Below are 17,792 nucleotides of genomic sequence, written 5' to 3'. Positions count from 1 at the left end.
GTTCCCTTAAAGGGAACTCAAGTTTAATACAGCCTCTACGCCAAAATGATCGGAAACAACTGGTTTGTTTATTCCGTTAAATATAACACCTGAACTCAGCACACGGCATTTTTCGTTCGTTAGAATTAAATCAATGCGCAGCTTTTCGCGGTTTTTGGACCATCCTGCAATTTTTCCTTCTACAGTAATGCCTTCATCTTTCACTTCAGCGAGTGAATAGGTGTCGTAAAGTCCTTTTTCAAGGAGGAAATCGTACCCTTCACCCCTGATAAAAGCATTGTTATTAAAATCTCCCATTAAGAAGAAACGGGAATCTTTTTTCATGTGGTTCAATAGGGAGATGGCCTGATCTTTAAAAGGCTCTTCCTGATCATCCCACCATCCGAGGTGGCAGGAGTAAAACGATATAGGGATTCCTTCTATAAGAATCTCTGCACCTGTAATCTTTCTCGTTTTCCATTTTTCAGAATCCGTGTCCTTTGAGATGAAAAAGGAGTTTTTCTCAAGAATTTCATGCTTTGTTAAAAGGGCCGTTCCTTCTTCATACTTTCCATAGCTGATATGGGAATGGTCCCATACGAGCTGATAAGTCCCGGCTCCAATTTTTTTAAGCTCTTCAATCAAAACAGCTGCATAATTGTCTTTTTTTAGATTCCGGTCTGTGACAGCTTCCTGAATGGATTGATTCACTTCCTGAAGGGCAATCACGTCATAGCCTTTTTCCTTGATCGCTTCTGCTGTGATTTGAAGCTTTTCCATTTGCTTTTTTTCAATCCAGGAGTGGCAATTTAAAGTGAGCAGCTTCATCTTATGCTCCAAGGGAATCTTGAATGTTTGACTTAATTACATCAGCTTTAGGGCCGTAAATTGCCTGTACCCCTTTATTTTTCACAATAAGGCCAAGTGCCCCGGTTTCTTTCCAGGCTGCCTCAGATCCAACTTTGGAAGGGTCCTTAACTGTTACGCGAAGTCTTGTCATGCAGGCATCCACATCCTCAATATTAGATGCGCCTCCTAAAAGACCGATAATCACCGGTGCCAATTCATCGCTTCCTGAAGTTTTTGAATCAGCAGATGATGCTTCAGGTGCTTCTTCATTATCCAGATAGTTGCCATTGCGGCCTGGAGTCGGGAAGTTAAACTTCTTGATCAGGAAGTTTGCTGCAAAGAAGTTCAGTCCGAAAAAGATAGCGCAGGCAATAATAAAGTTAAGCAAATCAAGCCACAAGCCGGCCTTGATAATCATCGGGGTGCGGGTCAGCAATTCAATGGCCCCGAAAGAGTGCACACGCAGGTTGATTAAATCAGCCAGAGCAAAGCCGAGACCGGTAGTAATTGCGTATACAATGTAAAGAAGCGGTGCTGCGAACATAAACATAAATTCAATCGGTTCTGTAACACCAGTGAGGAAAACAGCCAATCCTGCAGATAAGAACATGGATTTGTATTTTTTGCGCTTATCAGGGTCCACATTGCGGTACATGGCAACAGCGATACCGATCAAAGATGCACAGGAAATAATCATCTGTCCTACTTTAAAGCGCGCAGGGTGAACAGTGTCAAGCAGCTGCTGATAGCTTTTTGTATCGCCGGAGGAAAGGAAGTTATTCAAATCAGCCACCCATGCCAGCCAGAGCGGGTCCTGTCCTGCTACAACTGAGCCCTTGGAAGCCCCTGTTAAAATCGTATATGTTCCGCCAAGAGATGTATAGTTAATCGGCACAGTCAGCATATGATGCAATCCGAAAGGAAGCAGCAGACGCTCAAGCGTTCCATAAATGAATGGAGCAACAAACGGAGCGGAATCTTTAGAAGCAGCAATCCACTTTCCGAAATCATTCAAAAGGCCCTGAATAAATGGCCAAACAAGAGATAGCAAGATAGCGGTTACAATAGAGCCGCCGATAACTGTAAATGGCACAAAACGCTTTCCGTTAAAGAAGGATAAAGCATCAGGCAATTTGCTGTAATTGTAATACCTGTTGAAAAGATTGGCTCCTAGAAAACCTGAAATGATCCCTACAAAAACACCCATATTCAAGGCTGGAGGACCGAGAATGGAAGTGAAGTAATCCTTTACAAGAATATCCTGTCCAAATAACGACTTAACTGCTGCGTTTGGATCTGCCAGCATATCTGCACTGACTCCAAAAATCGACCCAGTGATGCGGTTAATTAATACAAAGGCAATCAATGCCGCAAATGCACCGCCAGCGCGTTCCTTTGCCCAAGAGCCTCCTATTGCAACTGCGAAGAGAATGTGAAGGTTTGTGATTACTCCCCAGCCAATATCCTCCATCACTCGTGCAATCGCTTGCACTAAAACGATATCTCCACCGATCATTCCGACAAGCTTGCCAAGAGAGATCATAATTCCAGCAGCAGGCATAACTGCTACAACAACCATTAGTGCTTTTCCGAATTTTTGCCAAAAATCGAACGAAAAAAAGCTTCTCATTTTTTACGCCTCCTTTAATGAATGTGCTTACATTTCAATGAAAAAATAATGAGAATTTCATTTTACTGAGAAAAAGGTTTTTAGCTAATAATGCTAGTGCAATCGTTTGCACTTACTATCTTAATAAAAAGTTATTGGAGAAGCAATCATTTTTTTAGGCTCATTTATTACTTTATGATTCCGCACGCAAAAAGGGTTTGAAAAACGAGGTATTTGCAGCTTATATCTTTAGTGCGCGGTTCTCCCTCATATTCCCCCATACTGTGCAAGCATGAATTTCAAAAACTAACCAGTTAACCTTTCTGTAAAGTTAGGCATTATAAAAATAAAGGAATTGTTCTTTGACAATCCGATCACATCCTGACGGCATTAAAAAAGCCGGCTTCTAAAAGCCGGCTCTATCAGTCAATACGTATGCTTATCATCAGTTCCTGAATTCTTCTTTGTTTTATGTTTCTTTTTTTCATCCTGCATATCCTGCTTCAAATCCTCAAGCGGGATGGAATCGACGTTCATTTCACTGTCGTCTGCGTCAAGCTGGCTGGGGTTCTCAGTATCCAGCTGCTCAGGATGCTCGTGATCTTTATTGCTGCGTAAAGGCTTCTTTTCTTCTGCCATAACATTCACCTCAATTCAGCTCATTTGTTCATTTCATACCTTTATTGGCGAAGTATGAAACTCATTCCAGGTGAAATGTGACAGTTTTACGATAAATTCTTTAAAGTTATTCTATTTTGGAAGAGAAAGTGATATTTTATTAATATAAAAAATAATTTTGTCGAATAAAGGAAAAAGAAGCACTTTAATTGAATTTACTGTCAAATATTTGAACGAATTGTGTCTAATTTTTACTTCAATTTGTGAAGTTTGTTTGACAACTTCAAGTAAAGTGTATTTAACGTGGTTATTCTTTGTTAGCATAAGGGTAAAAGCTTTAATGGATTCTTATGTCCCTTTTTGCTTTTTCGATAGTTATTATTTCTATATTTTCAGACATACGGGAAGGAAGGTGAACCTATTGGTTAAAGTGATAAGGCCGATATTTTTTCTGTTAGCATCAATGTCGGTTTTTTTATTGGGCGGCTGTAAGCCAATGGTAGTTCTTGACCCTAAGGGGCCTGTTGCTGCACAGCAAAGGGACCTTATTTTATTGTCCATTGTTTTTATGCTTTTAATCATAGTGGTTGTCTTTGTACTTTTTACTCTCATCGTTATTAAATTCAGGGAAAGAAAAAGTAATCTTGGACAGGAGCCTCCAGAGATGGAAGGCAGCAAGTTTCTTGAAATTATGTGGACAGTTATTCCAGTTATCATCGTTATCGCATTGTCCATTCCAACCGTTAGGACCATATATAGCCTAGAAGAGCCTCCGGCTGAATCCAAAGACAAGAAGCCTTTGGTTATTTACGCCACATCAGTGGATTGGAAATATATTTTCAGCTATCCGGAGGAGAATATAGAGACAGTAAACTATATCCATATCCCGGTAGATCGTCCGATTCAATTCAGACTTACATCTGCTGATACGATGGCATCCTTCTGGATTCCTCAGCTTGGCGGACAGAAGTACAATATGTCAGGCATGGAAATGAAGCTTTATCTTGAAGCTGATGAGCCTGGAATTTATAAAGGCCGAAATGCCAACTTTACTGGTGAAGGCTTCAATAACATGCGCTTTGATGTGCATGCCGAATCAGAGCAAAAATTTAAACAGTGGGCAGAAAAGCAAAAATCCGCTCCTAAGCTGACTGAAAAGCAATTCGAAAAATTAATGCTTCCTGGACCTGTTGACAAGCCGATGACATTCTCCGGCACTCATTATCAGTGGGTAGATATTGCAAAAGATCCTGAGTATGCTCTAAATGTCCGCAAGAAATACGGCATTGACTACCAGGAAAACAGTGCTAAGCCTAGACAGGAAGAGAAAAAAGATACTGGAGACGAACTAAACAAATAAGAGAGGAGGAGCAAAGTAATGATAGATTTTATTAAAAATAACTTAATCTTGGATGATCCGCTGATTATCGGCGCGCAAATTTCCATTGCCCTAACAACAATCGGCATCATCTTCGGATTAACTTATTTTAAAAAATGGAAGTGGCTTTGGTCAGAATATCTGACTACTGTTGACCATAAAAAACTTGGGATCATGTACATTATTGCAGCCCTTCTAATGCTTTTCCGCGGCGGGGTAGATGCACTTTTAATGCGGACGCAGGTTGCGCTGCCTGGACTGAAATTCTTAACACCGCAGCATTACAATGAAATTTTTACAACACACGGAACAATTATGATTTTGTTTATGGCGATGCCGTTCCTGATCGGTTTGATGAACGTTGCTGTGCCATTGCAAATCGGTGCCCGTGACGTTGCATTCCCATATATCAATGCGCTCAGCTTCTGGTCATTTTTTGTAGGAGCAATGCTGTTTAACATTTCATTCGTTTTCGGGGGGTCTCCTTCAGCAGGGTGGACAGCTTATATGCCGCTTGCAGGAAACGAGATGAGCCCTGGACCAGGGCAGAACTTCTACTTGCTCGGTCTTCAGATAGCCGGTATCGGTACTCTGTTAACAGGGATTAACTTCGGTGTAACCATCCTTAAAATGCGTGCAAAAGGCATGACGCTTATGAGGATGCCGATGTTTACATGGGCAACGCTGATCACATGTGTCATCATCGTGTTTGCATTCCCAGTATTGACTGTAGCTCTTGCACTTCAAACATTTGACCGTCTTTTCGGTTCTCACTTCTTTACACTGACAGCCGGGGGCAGCCCGATGCTATGGGCCAACCTGTTCTGGATTTGGGGACATCCTGAGGTATACATCGTTATTTTGCCGGCATTCGGTATTTTCTCAGAGGTTATTGCAACCTTCTCAAGAAAATCGCTTTTCGGATACAAAGCAATGGTTGCCTCAATGGTCGGTATTACCGTTCTAAGTTTCGTTGTTTGGGTCCATCACTTCTTTACGATGGGCAACAGCACAGGTGTTAACACGATCTTCTCTATCACTACAATGGCTATTGCTATTCCGACAGGGGTTAAGATCTTTAACTGGCTGTTTACTCTTTATAAAGGACGCATTAAATTTACAACATCTATGCTTTGGGCGTTAGCCTTTATTCCAACGTTTACAATCGGTGGGGTAACAGGGGTTATGCTGGCGATGGCTTCTGCCGATTACCAGTACCATAACACTTACTTCCTGATCGCCCACTTTCACTATGTATTGATTGCCGGTACAGTATTTGCCTGCTTGTCAGGTTTATATTACTGGTGGCCAAAAATGTTCGGCTTCAAGCTGAACGAAGCAATCGGAAAAGTAAGCTTCTGGATCTTTACAATCGGATTCAACGTCTGCTTCTTCCCAATGTTCTTCTTAGGACTTGCGGGAATGCCGCGCCGGATCAGCACTTATACGGCAGGCGACAACTGGCAGGCACTGAACGTAATTGCAACAATTGGTGCTTTTGCTATGGGTGTCGGCTTTGTTGTTCTTGTGTACAACGTTTATTGGAGCGCCCGTTATGCAGAGCGCGAAAAAACAGGCGATGCATGGGATGGACGTACGCTTGAATGGGCTACATCAAGCGCAGTGCCTCCTTTCTACAACTTTGCAGAAGATCCAGTTGTGACTGGAATGGATGCTTTCTGGAGAATGAAGAAAGAAAAGCAGCCTAATGCAGAGCCTAAAGAATACAAGCCGATTCATATGCCGAATAATTCCGGAACACCGCTTATTATATCTGTTTGCTTCGGCATTGCAGGGTTCGGTTTGGTCTTCTCGCTGTTCCCTATGGCTATTGTCGGACTTCTCGGCATATTTGCCTGCATGATCAAGAGATCTCTTGAAATTGACAACGGCTTCTATGTCAGTGTTGAAGAAATAAAAGAAACAGAAAAACGGGCAACCGTTTAAAGGAGGCGTGGAATATGGAGCATACTGAATCATTCGAAGGTTCTAACACGCCGCTGGAATATCAGGACCATCAAGGCCGGTTAAATATTCTTGGCTTCTGGATCTTCCTGGGAGCGGAGATTGCGCTTTTCTCCACTCTCTTTACTACTTATTTTGTTTTGTTTGATCAAACAGCAAAAGGCCCGACACCTGGTGAAATGTTTGAAGTGAAGGGTGTCCTGATTATGACGTTCCTGCTTTTAACAAGCTCATTCACTTGCGGCCTGGCCATTCACGAATTAAGACGCCATAATAAAAAAGGCGTTATGGTCTGGATGATTATTACCCTGCTTCTAGGCCTTGGCTTTGTAGGCTATGAGGTTAATGAATTTGTTCATTATATTCATGAAGGGGCTTCGATCCCGACGAGTGCTTTCTGGTCCGGATTCTTTGTTCTGGCAGGTACTCATGGTCTTCACGTATCCGTCGGAATTTGCTGGATTACGCTGATATTAATTCAAGTATCAAGAAGAGGACTGGTTCCAGCCAACGCTTCAAAGCTGTTCATTACCAGCCTTTACTGGCACTTTCTTGATGTTGTCTGGATCTTCATCTTCTCCGGAGTATACTTGATGGGGATGGTGTTGAAATAATGGCTACTAATAAAACAGCAGCAGCTTCACATGATCATTTCCCATGGAATCACGTTATTGGTTTTGCTTTATCTATTATCTTCACACTTGTGGCGCTTTGGGTTGGGTTAAGTACAGACCTGAGCACTACCGCTAAGCTTGTCATTATTTTCGTTTTTGCCTTTTTCCAGGCGGCTGTTCAGTTAATCATGTTCATGCATGTTACTGAAAGCGACACTGGAAGATGGCAGGTTGTCACCATGGTGTTTTCAGCCTTCATCGCTCTTGCTTTCGTTTTAGGATCTGTCTGGATCACAATGGGACACAGCAAGCATATGGAAAACATGAATCATGATCAGCATAAGATGGAAAATATGGATAAGTAAAAGATAAAAACTCCCCGTTAAAATAGCGGGGAGTTTTTTTGCTAGGCAGAGAAGAGGGACACCCTGTTAAATCGCTGTTAAAAAAGGGCAAAAGAAAATCAGACCGATCGCGGCAGTCATGATTACTGCTCTCTAAATCAGTCTGACAATGCCGGCTTTTATTCAACGACGGTAGGTGGAGGAGTAGGAATGCTTTCTTCTGTTAATTCAGCTGATGCCCTTGCCTTTTTAATGGCGGGATAAGCGTAAATCAAGAAAGCGGATAGATGTGCAAAAAGGACGTTTGCTACGAAGAAAGAGTTAAGGATTACATGGTTCATTGAGTCAAGCGCACCGGTAAGGTAGAGAATGAAGTAGGCCCAGATTCCAGCAATGAACGGAATGTGAAAGATGGCCAGCCGTCTTCTTTCTATCCATAAAAACAGGGGAGTTGCCGTAATAATGAATAAATAGACTACAAATACATCCATCTTATTCAACTCCTTATCGTTTTGTTACCGCTTACAAAAAGGAACAACTTGTGACAACATTTTATCCAAATTGTGAACTTTTTGTTACAGTTATTATATCATAAAATTCTGAATATTAAAGAACTTTATAAAAGAATTTCCTTGTAAATGGTATTTTTGCCTTTTTTCTTTTGTTTATTCACTGAAAGTATATGGGACAGGCAAATATATATTCCTTATTATCAAATTCTTTCCTGAAAGGGGCGGGTATGGCATAATAAAAAAGATCTTTTTAGAATCCTGTAATTTTAAAAAACGAAACAATAAACAGCTATGGCTAAAAACCATCTAAGCATGGAGGGAATTATGGAAAAAGTTCAAAAGCTGTCCCAGCGAAAGCTTCTGGGCATCGCCGGCACCGGCTGGTTATTCGATGCACTGGATGTTGGGATATTATCCTTTATAATAGCGGCCCTGCAAAAAGAATGGAGTCTGACCGCTTCGCAGATGTCCTGGATCGGTTCTGTCAATTCCATTGGCATGGCAGTCGGAGCTCTAATTTTTGGTCTTATGGCAGACCGCATCGGGCGCAAAAACGTGTTTATGATTACACTGCTTTTATTTACAATCGGCAGCGGCATCTCAGCAGCTGTTTCTTCTCTGGCTGTCTTTTTAATTCTTCGCTTCTTTATTGGAATGGGTCTAGGCGGCGAGCTGCCTGTAGCATCCACTCTTGTTTCAGAAAGCGTGCCTGAAAAGGACAGAGGCAGAATCGTTGTGCTGCTTGAAAGCTTTTGGGCTTTCGGATGGCTGCTGGCTGCCCTCATTTCCTATTTTGTCATCCCGTCGGCAGGCTGGAGAATTGCCCTTCTCATCACAGCCATTCCAGCCCTTTATGTCATATATTTAAGAAGAAACCTTCCTGATTCTCCTGAATACATGAAACTTCAAGAAAAAAAGACGATTTTCCAGAACATGAAAAGTGTTTGGGGAAAGCCTTACAGTTCGCAAACTGCCATGCTTTGGGTGCTCTGGTTCTGTGTAGTCTTCTCATACTACGGCATGTTTCTATGGCTGCCAAGTGTCATGGTTTTAAAAGGGTTCAGCATGGTAAAAAGCTTTCAGTATGTGCTTATTATGACACTTGCCCAGCTTCCCGGATATTATTCGGCTGCCTGGCTGATAGAAAGAGCCGGAAGAAAATTTGTGCTTGTGGCATACCTTGCAGGAACGGCGGCAAGCGCCTTGATTTTTGGCTATGCCGGATCTCTTGGCATGCTCCTGGCAGGGGGAATATTGCTTTCCTTCTTTAACCTCGGGGCATGGGGTGCTCTTTATGCATACACCCCTGAACAGTATCCTTCCGCCATCAGAGGGACTGGTTCAGGCATGGCAGCAGCCTTTGGAAGGGTCGGCGGCATTCTCGGCCCCCTTGCAGCAGGGTATATGCTCGAAGCGAAGTTTTCGATTCACGCGATTTTCAGCGTCTTTTGTGCAGCTGTAATAATTGGAGCTTTTGCCGTATTATTTTTTGGAAAAGAAACAAAAGTTCAGAAAGCCTGATAGAAGAAAGAGGCAGACCATGCAAATGAGGTCTGTCTTTTTAGCATGTTGAAAACAGCAGTTTAATTGACTCAAGAGTGTCTGTTCATGTACTCTAACGGTACTTTAACCGGCAGGAGTGACAGCAGATGATTTCCCTAATTGAAAAAGCTTTGCACAGCCTTGGCGATAACTCGGAAATAACAAAGTGCCAGCCGGTTTCAGGCGGTGACATTAACGAGGCGTACAGAGTGCAGACTTTGAGGAAAACTTATTTTGTAAAGCATAACAGCCATATTCCTGAAGGCTTTTTTGAGTCAGAGGCAAATGGGCTCAATGAAATACGAAACACTCATACTGCTTCCGTACCTGATGTATTAGCTCTGGAGCATGAAGGAAGACATGGTGTGCTTGTGCTGGAATGGATTCAGAGCGGCCCAAAGCTTAAGAAGACAGACATGCTGCTGGGGCAGGATGCAGCGCAAATGCACCAAACTGCAGGAAAGCAATATGGGTACGGGTCAGATTCATTTATCGGCAGGCTGCCGCAGCCTAATGGCTGGCATGATGATTGGGAAGAATACTACAGGATGAAGAGACTATATCCTCAAATCAGGCTTGCCGGTGAAAAAGGAAGACTTTCCAATGGAAGAGGAGATAAGCTTGAAAAATTGCTTTCTTCTCTGCACCGCTGGATTCCATCAAATCCGATTCCTTCCTTGCTTCATGGAGACTTATGGGGAGGCAACTGGATAGCTGGGCCGAATGGAAAGCCTTATTTGATCGATCCTTCTGTATTTTACGGTGATCATGAAATGGAGATAGCTTTTACAGAACTTTTTGGCGGCTTCAATGCAGACTTTTATAGTGCTTACAATGAAATTATGCCGCTTTCACCTGAATACGAAGAGAGAAAGCAGCTTTACCAGCTCTACTTTTTGCTTGTTCATTTAAATTTATTTGGCGAGACATACGGAAGTGCTGTAGATCAAGCTGTGAAAAGATACATATAACAGGAGGGCTTACTATGAATGAAACAATTGAAAGAATGCTGCAGCATCGCTCTATCAGAAAATTTGAAGACAGGCCCTTGTCAGACGAAGAAATCACCACCATTGTCAGAAGTGCACAGGCTGCATCCTCATCAAGCTTTGTGCAGGCTTATTCCATAATAGGTGTAAAAGACCCTGTGAAGAAGCAAAAATTGTCTGAACTGGCTGGAAACCAGCAATATGTAGCTGAAAATGGGCATTTTTTCGTCTTTTGCGCTGACCTGCACAGACATGAGCTTCTTGGAGAAAAGGAAGGAGCAGAGATTGAAACAGCCCTCGAAAGTACCGAGAAATTTATGGTTGCCGTCATAGATGCGGCGCTTGCAGCTCAAAATGCTGCTGTTGCAGCTGAATCGATGGGCATGGGAATCTGCTATATTGGAGGGCTTCGCAATCATCTGGATGGAGTAGCAGAAATATTGAAAACGCCTGACAGGGTCATTCCTTTATTCGGTTTGGCTGTTGGCTATCCGGCTCAAAACCCGGGAGTGAAACCAAGGCTTCCAATCGGAGGCGTTTATCATGAAGACACTTATCTGCCAGATGAAAAGCATTGGGAGCAGCTTGAAGAGTACAATAGAATTGTAAGCGAATATTACACAGGCAGAACAGCTGGCGCCAGATCTGATACGTGGACAGGCCAAATGGCTGCGATGCTCTCTCATCCATCACGCATGTACATGAAGGAGTTTGTTAATAAAAAAGGATTCGGCAATAAGTAAAAAGGAAGGCATCCGGATTGGTCCGGTGTCTTCCTTTATTTTCTTCTATATAGGATCCAGATGGGAAATGAAAAAAGCAGAACGATAAAATAAAATGCTGAAAAAATCCAGCTCGCTGGAAGCTTAATCAAATAATCAACAGTATCTTCAGAAGCTCTGCTAAAAGGGCTTCTATGGCTAGCTTTCTTATGAAGAAAATAAAAAAGAACAGTAAACGAAGCAAAGCAAAAGGTATAAGTAATGAGGATAAAGAAGAAAAGCTCCGGCATAGAAGGATTTCCTCCATCTTTTTTCTAGTATTTTAGCAAATCTATATGCCTGCAGGAGTAAAAAAATGCTAGTTACTGGGCAATTTAGGAATTTTGGGCTGGGAAAATTGAGTTATTCACAGACCCTGTGAATAGGAAGGTTTTAAAAAATAGATATAGTAGGGAATGAACGTTCCCCTACTAAATGTGGACAAAAAATGTGGATATGTTGATAAGTTCTGTGGATAAATTGTTCGTATTGTCAAAACAGACTGTTAATAACTGAAATATTTGACGGAAAAACTCGAATTTAGGAGATAACCACATGTTATCAACAGAAAGCTATTCAATCTATCAACAGATGGCAGAAAATCAACTCTTGTGTATAACAATTTTATTAGGGAAAAGCAGACAGAAGAAAAGCCGGACAGTCAGTCCGGCTTTTGTCTTATTTCTCCCCATATAAGCGAAGGGCTGCATGATTCGTCGGCCCAACATATTCATTAAGCGGGAAAGAATGACGTATAGCTGCTGTCATAAATTTCTTTGCTTCATAAATAGCTTCTTTCGGAGCAAGCCCTTTGGCAAGTCCAGAGGCAATAGCTGAGGAATACGTACAGCCGGCACCATGTGTATAAGAAGTATCAATGCGTTCGCCTTCCAAAACTTCAAAGCTTTCTCCATCATACAGCACATCAACGGCCTTTTCATGCTCCAGCTTGCCGCCGCCTTTAACCAGAACGAAAGGGGTGCCTTTTTCATGAATGATGCGGGCTGCCTCTTTCATTTGATCGATTGTAGTGATCGTGCCGATGCCGCTCATTTGTCCAGCTTCAAACAGGTTCGGAGTTACAATTGTTGCAAGCGGGCTTAAAATATCGCGCAATGCATCAGCAAGGTCAGGATACAATACTTCATCCGCTCCCTTGCAAACCATAACTGGATCGACTACTACATTTTTCAGATTATGCTTTTTGATGGTTTCAGCAGCAAGCTGAATAATTTCGACAGTTGGAAGCATGCCTGTTTTGACTGCATCCACACCGATTCCTTCAACAATCGTTGCGAGCTGGGGTTTAATCATATCTAAATCAACAGGGAAAACCTGATGATTCCACTCGTTATGAGGATCCATTGCTACAATGACAGTCAGAGCTGACATTCCGTAAACTCCGAATTCCTGCATTGTTTTTAAATCTGCCTGTATGCCTGCACCGCCGCTTGAATCAGAACCGGCTATCGTTAATGCTTTAGGCATTGTCATACTTGAACGACCTCCATCCATTTAGGAAAAGAATATAAAATTATTATATCAATAGATTCCCTGATATTAAAGTTGGGTGAATTTGGATCCTCTTTATTGCAAAAAAAAAGCCGCCTGCTGGCAGCCTATCTTGCCACTGCTATTTTTTCCAAAAGAAGGAGCCTGTCCTTTTATCAGCGGCAGCAGGTGCTGAAGCCACCTTGTATCCGGCAGATGCAGCTATGACAGGAAAGGATTTGGAAGAATGAAGAATTTTAACTTTTGTATACGTACGGACATGATCAAAAAGCCAATGCACATCTTGATTGTACATGCGGACACATCCTCCGCTGATGTATTTTCCGATCGACCCTGAATTATTGTTGCCATGGATAGCATAGGTTGTTCCATAAGTGCCTCTTGCATTGAGGCCAAGCCATCTGTCTCCAAGAGGATTTAGCTTGCTGCCTCCCGGTATATGCGATTTATAGTAAGGGCGGTTTTTTATCTTATTCACAATAGAAAAGGTACCCTCAGGTGTAAGACTGTCATTCTTTCCAGTCGCCACTTTAAAAACCTTCTGAAGCTTCCCGTTATCAAAGAAAGCCAGTGTATTTGTACTTTTATTAATAATAATTAATTGGCTGTCTGCCGCTTGAACAGGCGGCGGAACAGCTGCTGCCGAAAACAGAAGGACAGCGATCAGCAATCCCCAAATTTTTTTCATTGACCTATCCCCTTTTTTTAGCTTTTTTATTAACTGTAACAGAAGGGGATAGAAAATAATGTAAAAACTTGTCCCTTTTTTCATGAAAAAAAGCCGCTTTTGCGGCTTTTTAATTAGACTCTGTTAAATCTGGCTGCTGCTTTCAGTACACAGGCGTCTGCTTAAAAATCAATATCCAGCTAACCTGGCCTTAAATTAAATTTCATTCTCCTGTGCAATTAATAGAACTTTACCTTCGTCAAGCTGCTCTTCCATCTGTTCTGCTTCAGTCTGTGACAGACCAAGAGACACCATTTTGGAGCGGAGTTCATCACCGCGGGAACGAAATACATTCGCAACAGAATTGAAGATACCTTCATTAGACATGCCCACTTCATGAGTATGCGTTCCTTCGGTCAGGTCTTCCGACCGCTTCGGATCATGTGCAAGCAAATATATGCTATCTTTCGTAATTCCTTCTGCTTCCAAGCTTTTAATTTTTTCAACTGCCTGTACACCATTTTCAATAACAAAAGTTCTCATTTTCTTCAGCTCCTTCTATTCTTATCTATTCCGTTCATCCTTTACCCGCTGCAAGACAGGGAGAAAACATATAAAAGCAAAATCAAGGTCTAACAGACTATGAAATGTAATAACATACCAACTGTGGTTAAATAAGAAATAAACGGGTGGAGCTGACGATATGAAAGTTTCAGTGGTCGTGACGGCATATAATCGCAGAGTGGAGCTTGCAGAACTATTTGAGGCTCTTCTAAGGCAGACAAAGAAGGCCTTAGAAATACTAGTAGTAAATGATGCAGGAGAAGAACCGGCTGATCTGGCAGCTCTTTATCCTGAACTTCCTATAAAAATCATCAGTCTGAATAAAAATTCAGGTCATGTTATCGCCCGGAATGAAGGAATAAAAAGAGCAAAAGGAAATGCCATTCTGCTAATGGACGATGATGATCTAATTTTGCCTGAGCATATTGAAAGAATGGCAAAGGCGCTTGAAACAGCAGACTTTGTTTATTCAGATGCGGAGATTGTTTCTTTTAAAACTGTTGGCAGCTCCCGAATTCCTCAGCATAGAAGGCTGTTTGCTTATCATGATGACAAGCTTGCCATGCGCCGTTTTTCTACCTATGTTCCCTCTGGCAGTCTTTACAGAAAAGAAATTCACGAAAAAGTCGGGCTGTTTGATCCTGACATGCACAACTACTGGGATTGGGACTTTATATTAAGGGTCTCAGAGAAATATCATACAAAACGCGTTCCTTCAGCTGGTGTTTTGTATTCGTTCTCTGAAACAAGCAGCCAGCAGTCAAATGATACAAGCGGCAAAAGAAATGAATACCTAAAGAAGCTTTGCCGAAAACATGGATTAGGCCATCTGCCAAGCAAAAATTTCTTTCTGCTGCTGGAAGAACCGGAATTGAAAAGCAGAGAAGCAGAGAGTGCCATCCTGTGGGACGGAAAGCCGATTGTTTCGCGGCTTGCTTCTATCGAAAATCCTCTGTCTATTTAGACGGGGGATTTTAACTTTACAGACGGCCCTTTCTATATTATTATATGTTTAAGTACTTAAACATATAAACTAATTAGGAGTGGTAAATATGGAACGGAAAACAGCTTTAATAACAGGAGCATCCGGAGGAATTGGTTTGGAGCTTGCTGTAAGACTTGCAAAGGATGGCTATCAGCTTGTTCTCGCAGCCCGCAGTGAAAAGAAACTGCTTGAAATTCAGCAGGAGCTTTCCCCTCATTCAGTAATTATTAAAAGAAAAGATTTGAGCAGAATGGAAGAGGTTCACGAACTTTACCGGGAACTGCAAAACGAGGGAATAAAAGTAGATTTGCTGATTAATAACGCTGGCTTTGGCCTTTTTGGGGACTTTCATCAAACAAGTGCAGAAGAAGAGCTGAACATGATTGACTTAAACATCAAAACAGTCACATTGCTAACAAAGCTTATTCTTCCTGACATGCTGAAGGAAGGCAAAGGACAGATTTTAAATGTTGCTTCAACAGCGGCTTTTCAGCCTGGTCCGCTGATGGCTGTTTATTACGCTACAAAAGCTTATGTGTTATCATTTAGTGAAGCGCTGGAGCAAGAATGCAAAGGCACCGGGGTACATGTATCAGTCCTCTGTCCAGGCCCGACAAGCACGGGATTCAGTGAAAGGGCAGAGCTTGGCTCTTCCAAGCTGTTTCAGTCAGGAGTCATGACATCCGGTCAGGTTGCAGACAGCGCAATCAGCGGGTTGAAAAAAAAGAAAACAGTTATTATTCCAGGTAATAAAAATAAATTATTGGCTCAGGCAGTCCGGTTTATGCCGAGAAAAACAGTTGCTGAAATTGTCAGGCGAACACAGGAACGAGCCTAGAAAGGGGTGGAAGGGATGGACGAAGCGATACAGACATTTCGTTCCTGCATCCCGCTATTCCATGCACTTGGCGATCCCGCAAGGCAGGATATCATTTTATTGCTGGCCGAAACGGAAAAACTGACGGTAAACGAAATTGCCGATCAGTCCCGTTTATCGCGCCCGGCTATATCGCATCATTTAAAGATCATGAAAGACCAGGGGCTTGTCTCCATTGAGCAGCAGGGGACAAAACGCTATTATTCTCTTGAACTGGAAGAGTCTGTAGGACTATTAAAAAAATTGACCTCTCTTGTCGAAGAAACATGCCTATAATCGCAGCTTAAGGGGGAAACCAGGTTGAATCAGATACTGGAGAATGACTGGGAGCCGGTCCTAAAAAAGCAATTTCAGGAAAGCTATTACCAGCATTTAAGAGAATTCTTAAAGCAGGAATATCAATCAGGAAGTATTTACCCTGACAAATATGATATTTTTAATGCTCTGCATTTAACACCCTTTCACAAAGTAAAAGCAGTCATTCTTGGACAGGATCCCTATCACGGTCAGGGCCAGGCGCACGGCCTTAGCTTTTCTGTAAAGCCGGGAACAGGCAAGCCGCCGTCTTTAAGAAACATTTTTATTGAAATGAAAGAGGACTTAGGATGTGATGAGCCAAATCACGGTTCCCTTGTCAAATGGGCAAAAGAAGGCGTTTTGCTTCTCAACACCGTTCTCACTGTAAGGAAAGGTGAAGCAAACTCCCATAAGGGAAAAGGGTGGGAGCAGTTCACAGATGAAGTCATCAAAGGATTGAACAGCAGGGAAAAACCGGTGGTCTTTATTCTTTGGGGAAAGCACGCTCAAGCAAAAAAAGAAATCATTGATACCGGCAAGCACTTTATTATTGAATCTCCCCATCCAAGTCCCTTTTCAGCCAGCAGAGGCTTTTTTGGAAGCAAACCCTTCTCAAAAGCTAATGGATATTTGAAAAGGGCTGGCGAGGACGAAATTGACTGGTGCATATCAGATGAAGATGCCTCTCTCTGACATAAAAAAACTGGCCTTTTATTAGGCCAGTTTTTTTCTATTAGAGCAGGCCGCCAGTTTTTTCATGATCCGTTATAATAAGCAGAACTTTTCCTTCATCAAGCTTTTCCTCATAAGAAGATGCTTCATCTTCTGTAAAGCCAACCTCAGAAAGCTTGCTGCGAAGCTCATCCCCTTTTTTGCTGAAAAGATTGCCTACAGCTTCACCAATTCCCATTTCACTGATGCCGATCGTATTGGCATTGGCATCATCTGCTACCCTGTTTGTCCGTTCGTCATCATGCGACAGCACATAAATATCCTCTGGGGCAACTCCCTTCCCCTTCAATTCCAGAACATCCTGCTTCAAAAGGGCATCGTTGACGTATTCTCTTATAAATGGCTTCATTTTTTATATTGGCCTCCTCAGACTGTTTTTACTTCTTTTACCTGCCTATTCACTTGTCAAACATCGAGACAATTGAACCATAACCCTATGTTTAGCCCTTTCTTACCAATTGCTTTTCGGGACGTTTATCAAGCGACTGAGGTGGTAAACAGAGAGTACACCAAACAAAGGAGGAACCTGAAAATGGCAAACAAAAAAAATGACGATCATAAAATGAGCAGAGAAGAGGCAGGACGCATGGGAGGAAAAAAAACCTCCAAAGAACATGGCAAAGACTTCTACCAGGAGATCGGACAAAAAGGCGGCAACGCTACTTCTAAAGACCATGACAAGGACTTCTACCAGGAAATCGGCCAAAAGGGAGGAGAAACAACCTCCAAGGAACACGGTAAGGATTTCTATCAGGATATCGGAAAAAAAGGCGGAGAAACAACAGCCAAAGAGCATGACAAAGAATTCTATCAGGAAATCGGCGAAAAAGGCGGGAAAGCCACTTCCAAAGAACACGGCAAAGAATTCTATCAGGATATTGGACAAAAAGGCGGCAAAAACTCCGGCAGCAGCCGATAACCAAGCATCAAGAAATTATCACGTTTAAAGAACGAGATTCGTGGAAACACACTATATATCAACACAAAAGGAGGAACCT

Annotated in this window: 20 protein-coding genes; 12 read left to right on the top strand and 8 right to left on the bottom strand. The window is 42.3% G+C overall.

Features of this window, described 5'->3' with window-relative positions; genetic code table 11:
• Window positions 1-6: 6 nt before the first annotated feature.
• The 3 genes from LRR81_RS10950 to LRR81_RS10940 form a co-directional block, all read right to left on the bottom strand.
• Window positions 7-807: an endonuclease/exonuclease/phosphatase family protein gene (locus tag LRR81_RS10950; protein ID WP_231789407.1), complete on the bottom strand. Its 801-nt coding sequence runs from the start codon at window positions 805-807 to the stop codon at window positions 7-9.
• A 1-nt stretch (window position 808) separates the two neighbouring features.
• Complete coding sequence (locus tag LRR81_RS10945) at window positions 809-2,458, bottom strand: PTS transporter subunit IIBC (RefSeq protein ID WP_231789406.1); 1,650 nt, start codon at window positions 2,456-2,458, stop codon at window positions 809-811.
• A 405-nt stretch (window positions 2,459-2,863) separates the two neighbouring features.
• A complete protein-coding gene (locus LRR81_RS10940; RefSeq protein ID WP_231789405.1) occupies window positions 2,864-3,076 on the bottom strand; it encodes a hypothetical protein in 213 nt (70 codons plus the stop codon).
• A gap of 391 nt (window positions 3,077-3,467) precedes the next feature.
• On the opposite strand from LRR81_RS10940, the gene qoxA reads away from it, so the two are divergent.
• From qoxA to qoxD, 4 genes are read left to right on the top strand one after another with little or no spacing between them, the layout of a single operon-like run.
• Window positions 3,468-4,415: a cytochrome aa3 quinol oxidase subunit II gene (gene qoxA, locus LRR81_RS10935; protein WP_408631597.1), complete on the top strand. Its 948-nt coding sequence runs from the start codon at window positions 3,468-3,470 to the stop codon at window positions 4,413-4,415.
• Between the two features lie 18 nt (window positions 4,416-4,433).
• On the top strand, window positions 4,434-6,380 hold the full coding sequence (gene qoxB / locus LRR81_RS10930) for a cytochrome aa3 quinol oxidase subunit I (RefSeq protein ID WP_231789403.1): 1,947 nt from the start codon (window positions 4,434-4,436) through the stop codon (window positions 6,378-6,380).
• A gap of 14 nt (window positions 6,381-6,394) precedes the next feature.
• On the top strand, window positions 6,395-7,012 hold the full coding sequence (qoxC, locus tag LRR81_RS10925) for a cytochrome aa3 quinol oxidase subunit III (protein WP_231789402.1): 618 nt from the start codon (window positions 6,395-6,397) through the stop codon (window positions 7,010-7,012).
• Window positions 7,012-7,377, top strand: coding sequence for a cytochrome aa3 quinol oxidase subunit IV (gene qoxD, locus LRR81_RS10920; protein ID WP_231789401.1), 366 nt, complete (start codon window positions 7,012-7,014; stop codon window positions 7,375-7,377). Before qoxC ends, qoxD begins: the two co-directional genes overlap by 1 nt.
• Before the next feature lie 158 nt (window positions 7,378-7,535).
• Here the strand turns inward: qoxD and LRR81_RS10915 are convergent, their stop codons facing one another.
• Window positions 7,536-7,847 (bottom strand): spore morphogenesis/germination protein YwcE, encoded by a 312-nt coding sequence (locus LRR81_RS10915; RefSeq protein WP_231789400.1) that lies wholly within the window; start codon window positions 7,845-7,847, stop codon window positions 7,536-7,538.
• A gap of 345 nt (window positions 7,848-8,192) precedes the next feature.
• On the opposite strand from LRR81_RS10915, the gene LRR81_RS10910 reads away from it, so the two are divergent.
• The 3 genes from LRR81_RS10910 (at window position 8,193) to nfsA (ending at window position 11,142) form a co-directional block, all read left to right on the top strand.
• Window positions 8,193-9,389, top strand: a complete 1,197-nt coding sequence (locus LRR81_RS10910; protein WP_231789399.1) for an MFS transporter — start codon at window positions 8,193-8,195, stop codon at window positions 9,387-9,389.
• Between the two features lie 128 nt (window positions 9,390-9,517).
• On the top strand, window positions 9,518-10,381 hold the full coding sequence (locus LRR81_RS10905) for a fructosamine kinase family protein (protein ID WP_231789398.1): 864 nt from the start codon (window positions 9,518-9,520) through the stop codon (window positions 10,379-10,381).
• A 14-nt stretch (window positions 10,382-10,395) separates the two neighbouring features.
• Window positions 10,396-11,142 (top strand): oxygen-insensitive NADPH nitroreductase, encoded by a 747-nt coding sequence (gene nfsA / locus LRR81_RS10900; protein WP_231789397.1) that lies wholly within the window; start codon window positions 10,396-10,398, stop codon window positions 11,140-11,142.
• A 696-nt stretch (window positions 11,143-11,838) separates the two neighbouring features.
• On the opposite strand, the gene LRR81_RS10895 is transcribed toward nfsA, so the two are convergent.
• The 3 genes from LRR81_RS10895 to LRR81_RS10885 all read right to left on the bottom strand — a co-directional run bounded on the left by LRR81_RS10895 (window position 11,839) and on the right by LRR81_RS10885 (window position 13,882).
• Window positions 11,839-12,654 carry a bifunctional hydroxymethylpyrimidine kinase/phosphomethylpyrimidine kinase gene (locus LRR81_RS10895; protein WP_231789396.1) on the bottom strand — a complete coding sequence of 272 codons (816 nt, stop codon included), beginning with the start codon at window positions 12,652-12,654 and terminating at the stop codon, window positions 11,839-11,841.
• 139 nt (window positions 12,655-12,793) lie between these two features.
• Complete coding sequence (locus LRR81_RS10890) at window positions 12,794-13,360, bottom strand: L,D-transpeptidase (protein WP_231789395.1); 567 nt, start codon at window positions 13,358-13,360, stop codon at window positions 12,794-12,796.
• Window positions 13,361-13,555: 195 nt separating this feature from the next.
• Window positions 13,556-13,882 (bottom strand): general stress protein, encoded by a 327-nt coding sequence (locus LRR81_RS10885; RefSeq protein ID WP_231789394.1) that lies wholly within the window; start codon window positions 13,880-13,882, stop codon window positions 13,556-13,558.
• A 160-nt stretch (window positions 13,883-14,042) separates the two neighbouring features.
• Between LRR81_RS10885 and LRR81_RS10880 the strand changes: the two genes are divergently transcribed.
• The 4 genes from LRR81_RS10880 to LRR81_RS10865 all read left to right on the top strand — a co-directional run bounded on the left by LRR81_RS10880 (window position 14,043) and on the right by LRR81_RS10865 (window position 16,755).
• Window positions 14,043-14,867 carry a glycosyltransferase family 2 protein gene (locus LRR81_RS10880; RefSeq protein ID WP_231789393.1) on the top strand — a complete coding sequence of 275 codons (825 nt, stop codon included), beginning with the start codon at window positions 14,043-14,045 and terminating at the stop codon, window positions 14,865-14,867.
• Between the two features lie 88 nt (window positions 14,868-14,955).
• The gene (locus LRR81_RS10875) at window positions 14,956-15,726 is read left to right on the top strand and encodes an SDR family NAD(P)-dependent oxidoreductase (protein ID WP_231789392.1); all 771 of its coding nucleotides are present in this window, start codon (window positions 14,956-14,958) and stop codon (window positions 15,724-15,726) included.
• Window positions 15,727-15,741: 15 nt separating this feature from the next.
• Entirely contained in the window at window positions 15,742-16,041 is a 300-nt protein-coding gene (locus LRR81_RS10870) for an ArsR/SmtB family transcription factor (RefSeq protein ID WP_231789391.1), read from the top strand.
• 24 nt (window positions 16,042-16,065) lie between these two features.
• Window positions 16,066-16,755: a uracil-DNA glycosylase gene (locus LRR81_RS10865; protein ID WP_231789390.1), complete on the top strand. Its 690-nt coding sequence runs from the start codon at window positions 16,066-16,068 to the stop codon at window positions 16,753-16,755.
• Between the two features lie 40 nt (window positions 16,756-16,795).
• Here the strand turns inward: LRR81_RS10865 and LRR81_RS10860 are convergent, their stop codons facing one another.
• A complete protein-coding gene (locus LRR81_RS10860) occupies window positions 16,796-17,143 on the bottom strand; it encodes a general stress protein (RefSeq protein WP_231789389.1) in 348 nt (115 codons plus the stop codon).
• A 183-nt stretch (window positions 17,144-17,326) separates the two neighbouring features.
• On the opposite strand from LRR81_RS10860, the gene LRR81_RS10855 reads away from it, so the two are divergent.
• On the top strand, window positions 17,327-17,713 hold the full coding sequence (locus tag LRR81_RS10855; RefSeq protein ID WP_231789388.1) for a KGG domain-containing protein: 387 nt from the start codon (window positions 17,327-17,329) through the stop codon (window positions 17,711-17,713).
• Window positions 17,714-17,792 lie beyond the last annotated feature (79 nt).

It is taken from the genome of Metabacillus kandeliae (assembly GCF_021166585.1).
GTDB lineage: Bacteria > Bacillota > Bacilli > Bacillales > Bacillaceae > Metabacillus_B > Metabacillus_B kandeliae.
This window is presented reverse-complemented; position numbering and strand designations above follow the sequence as displayed.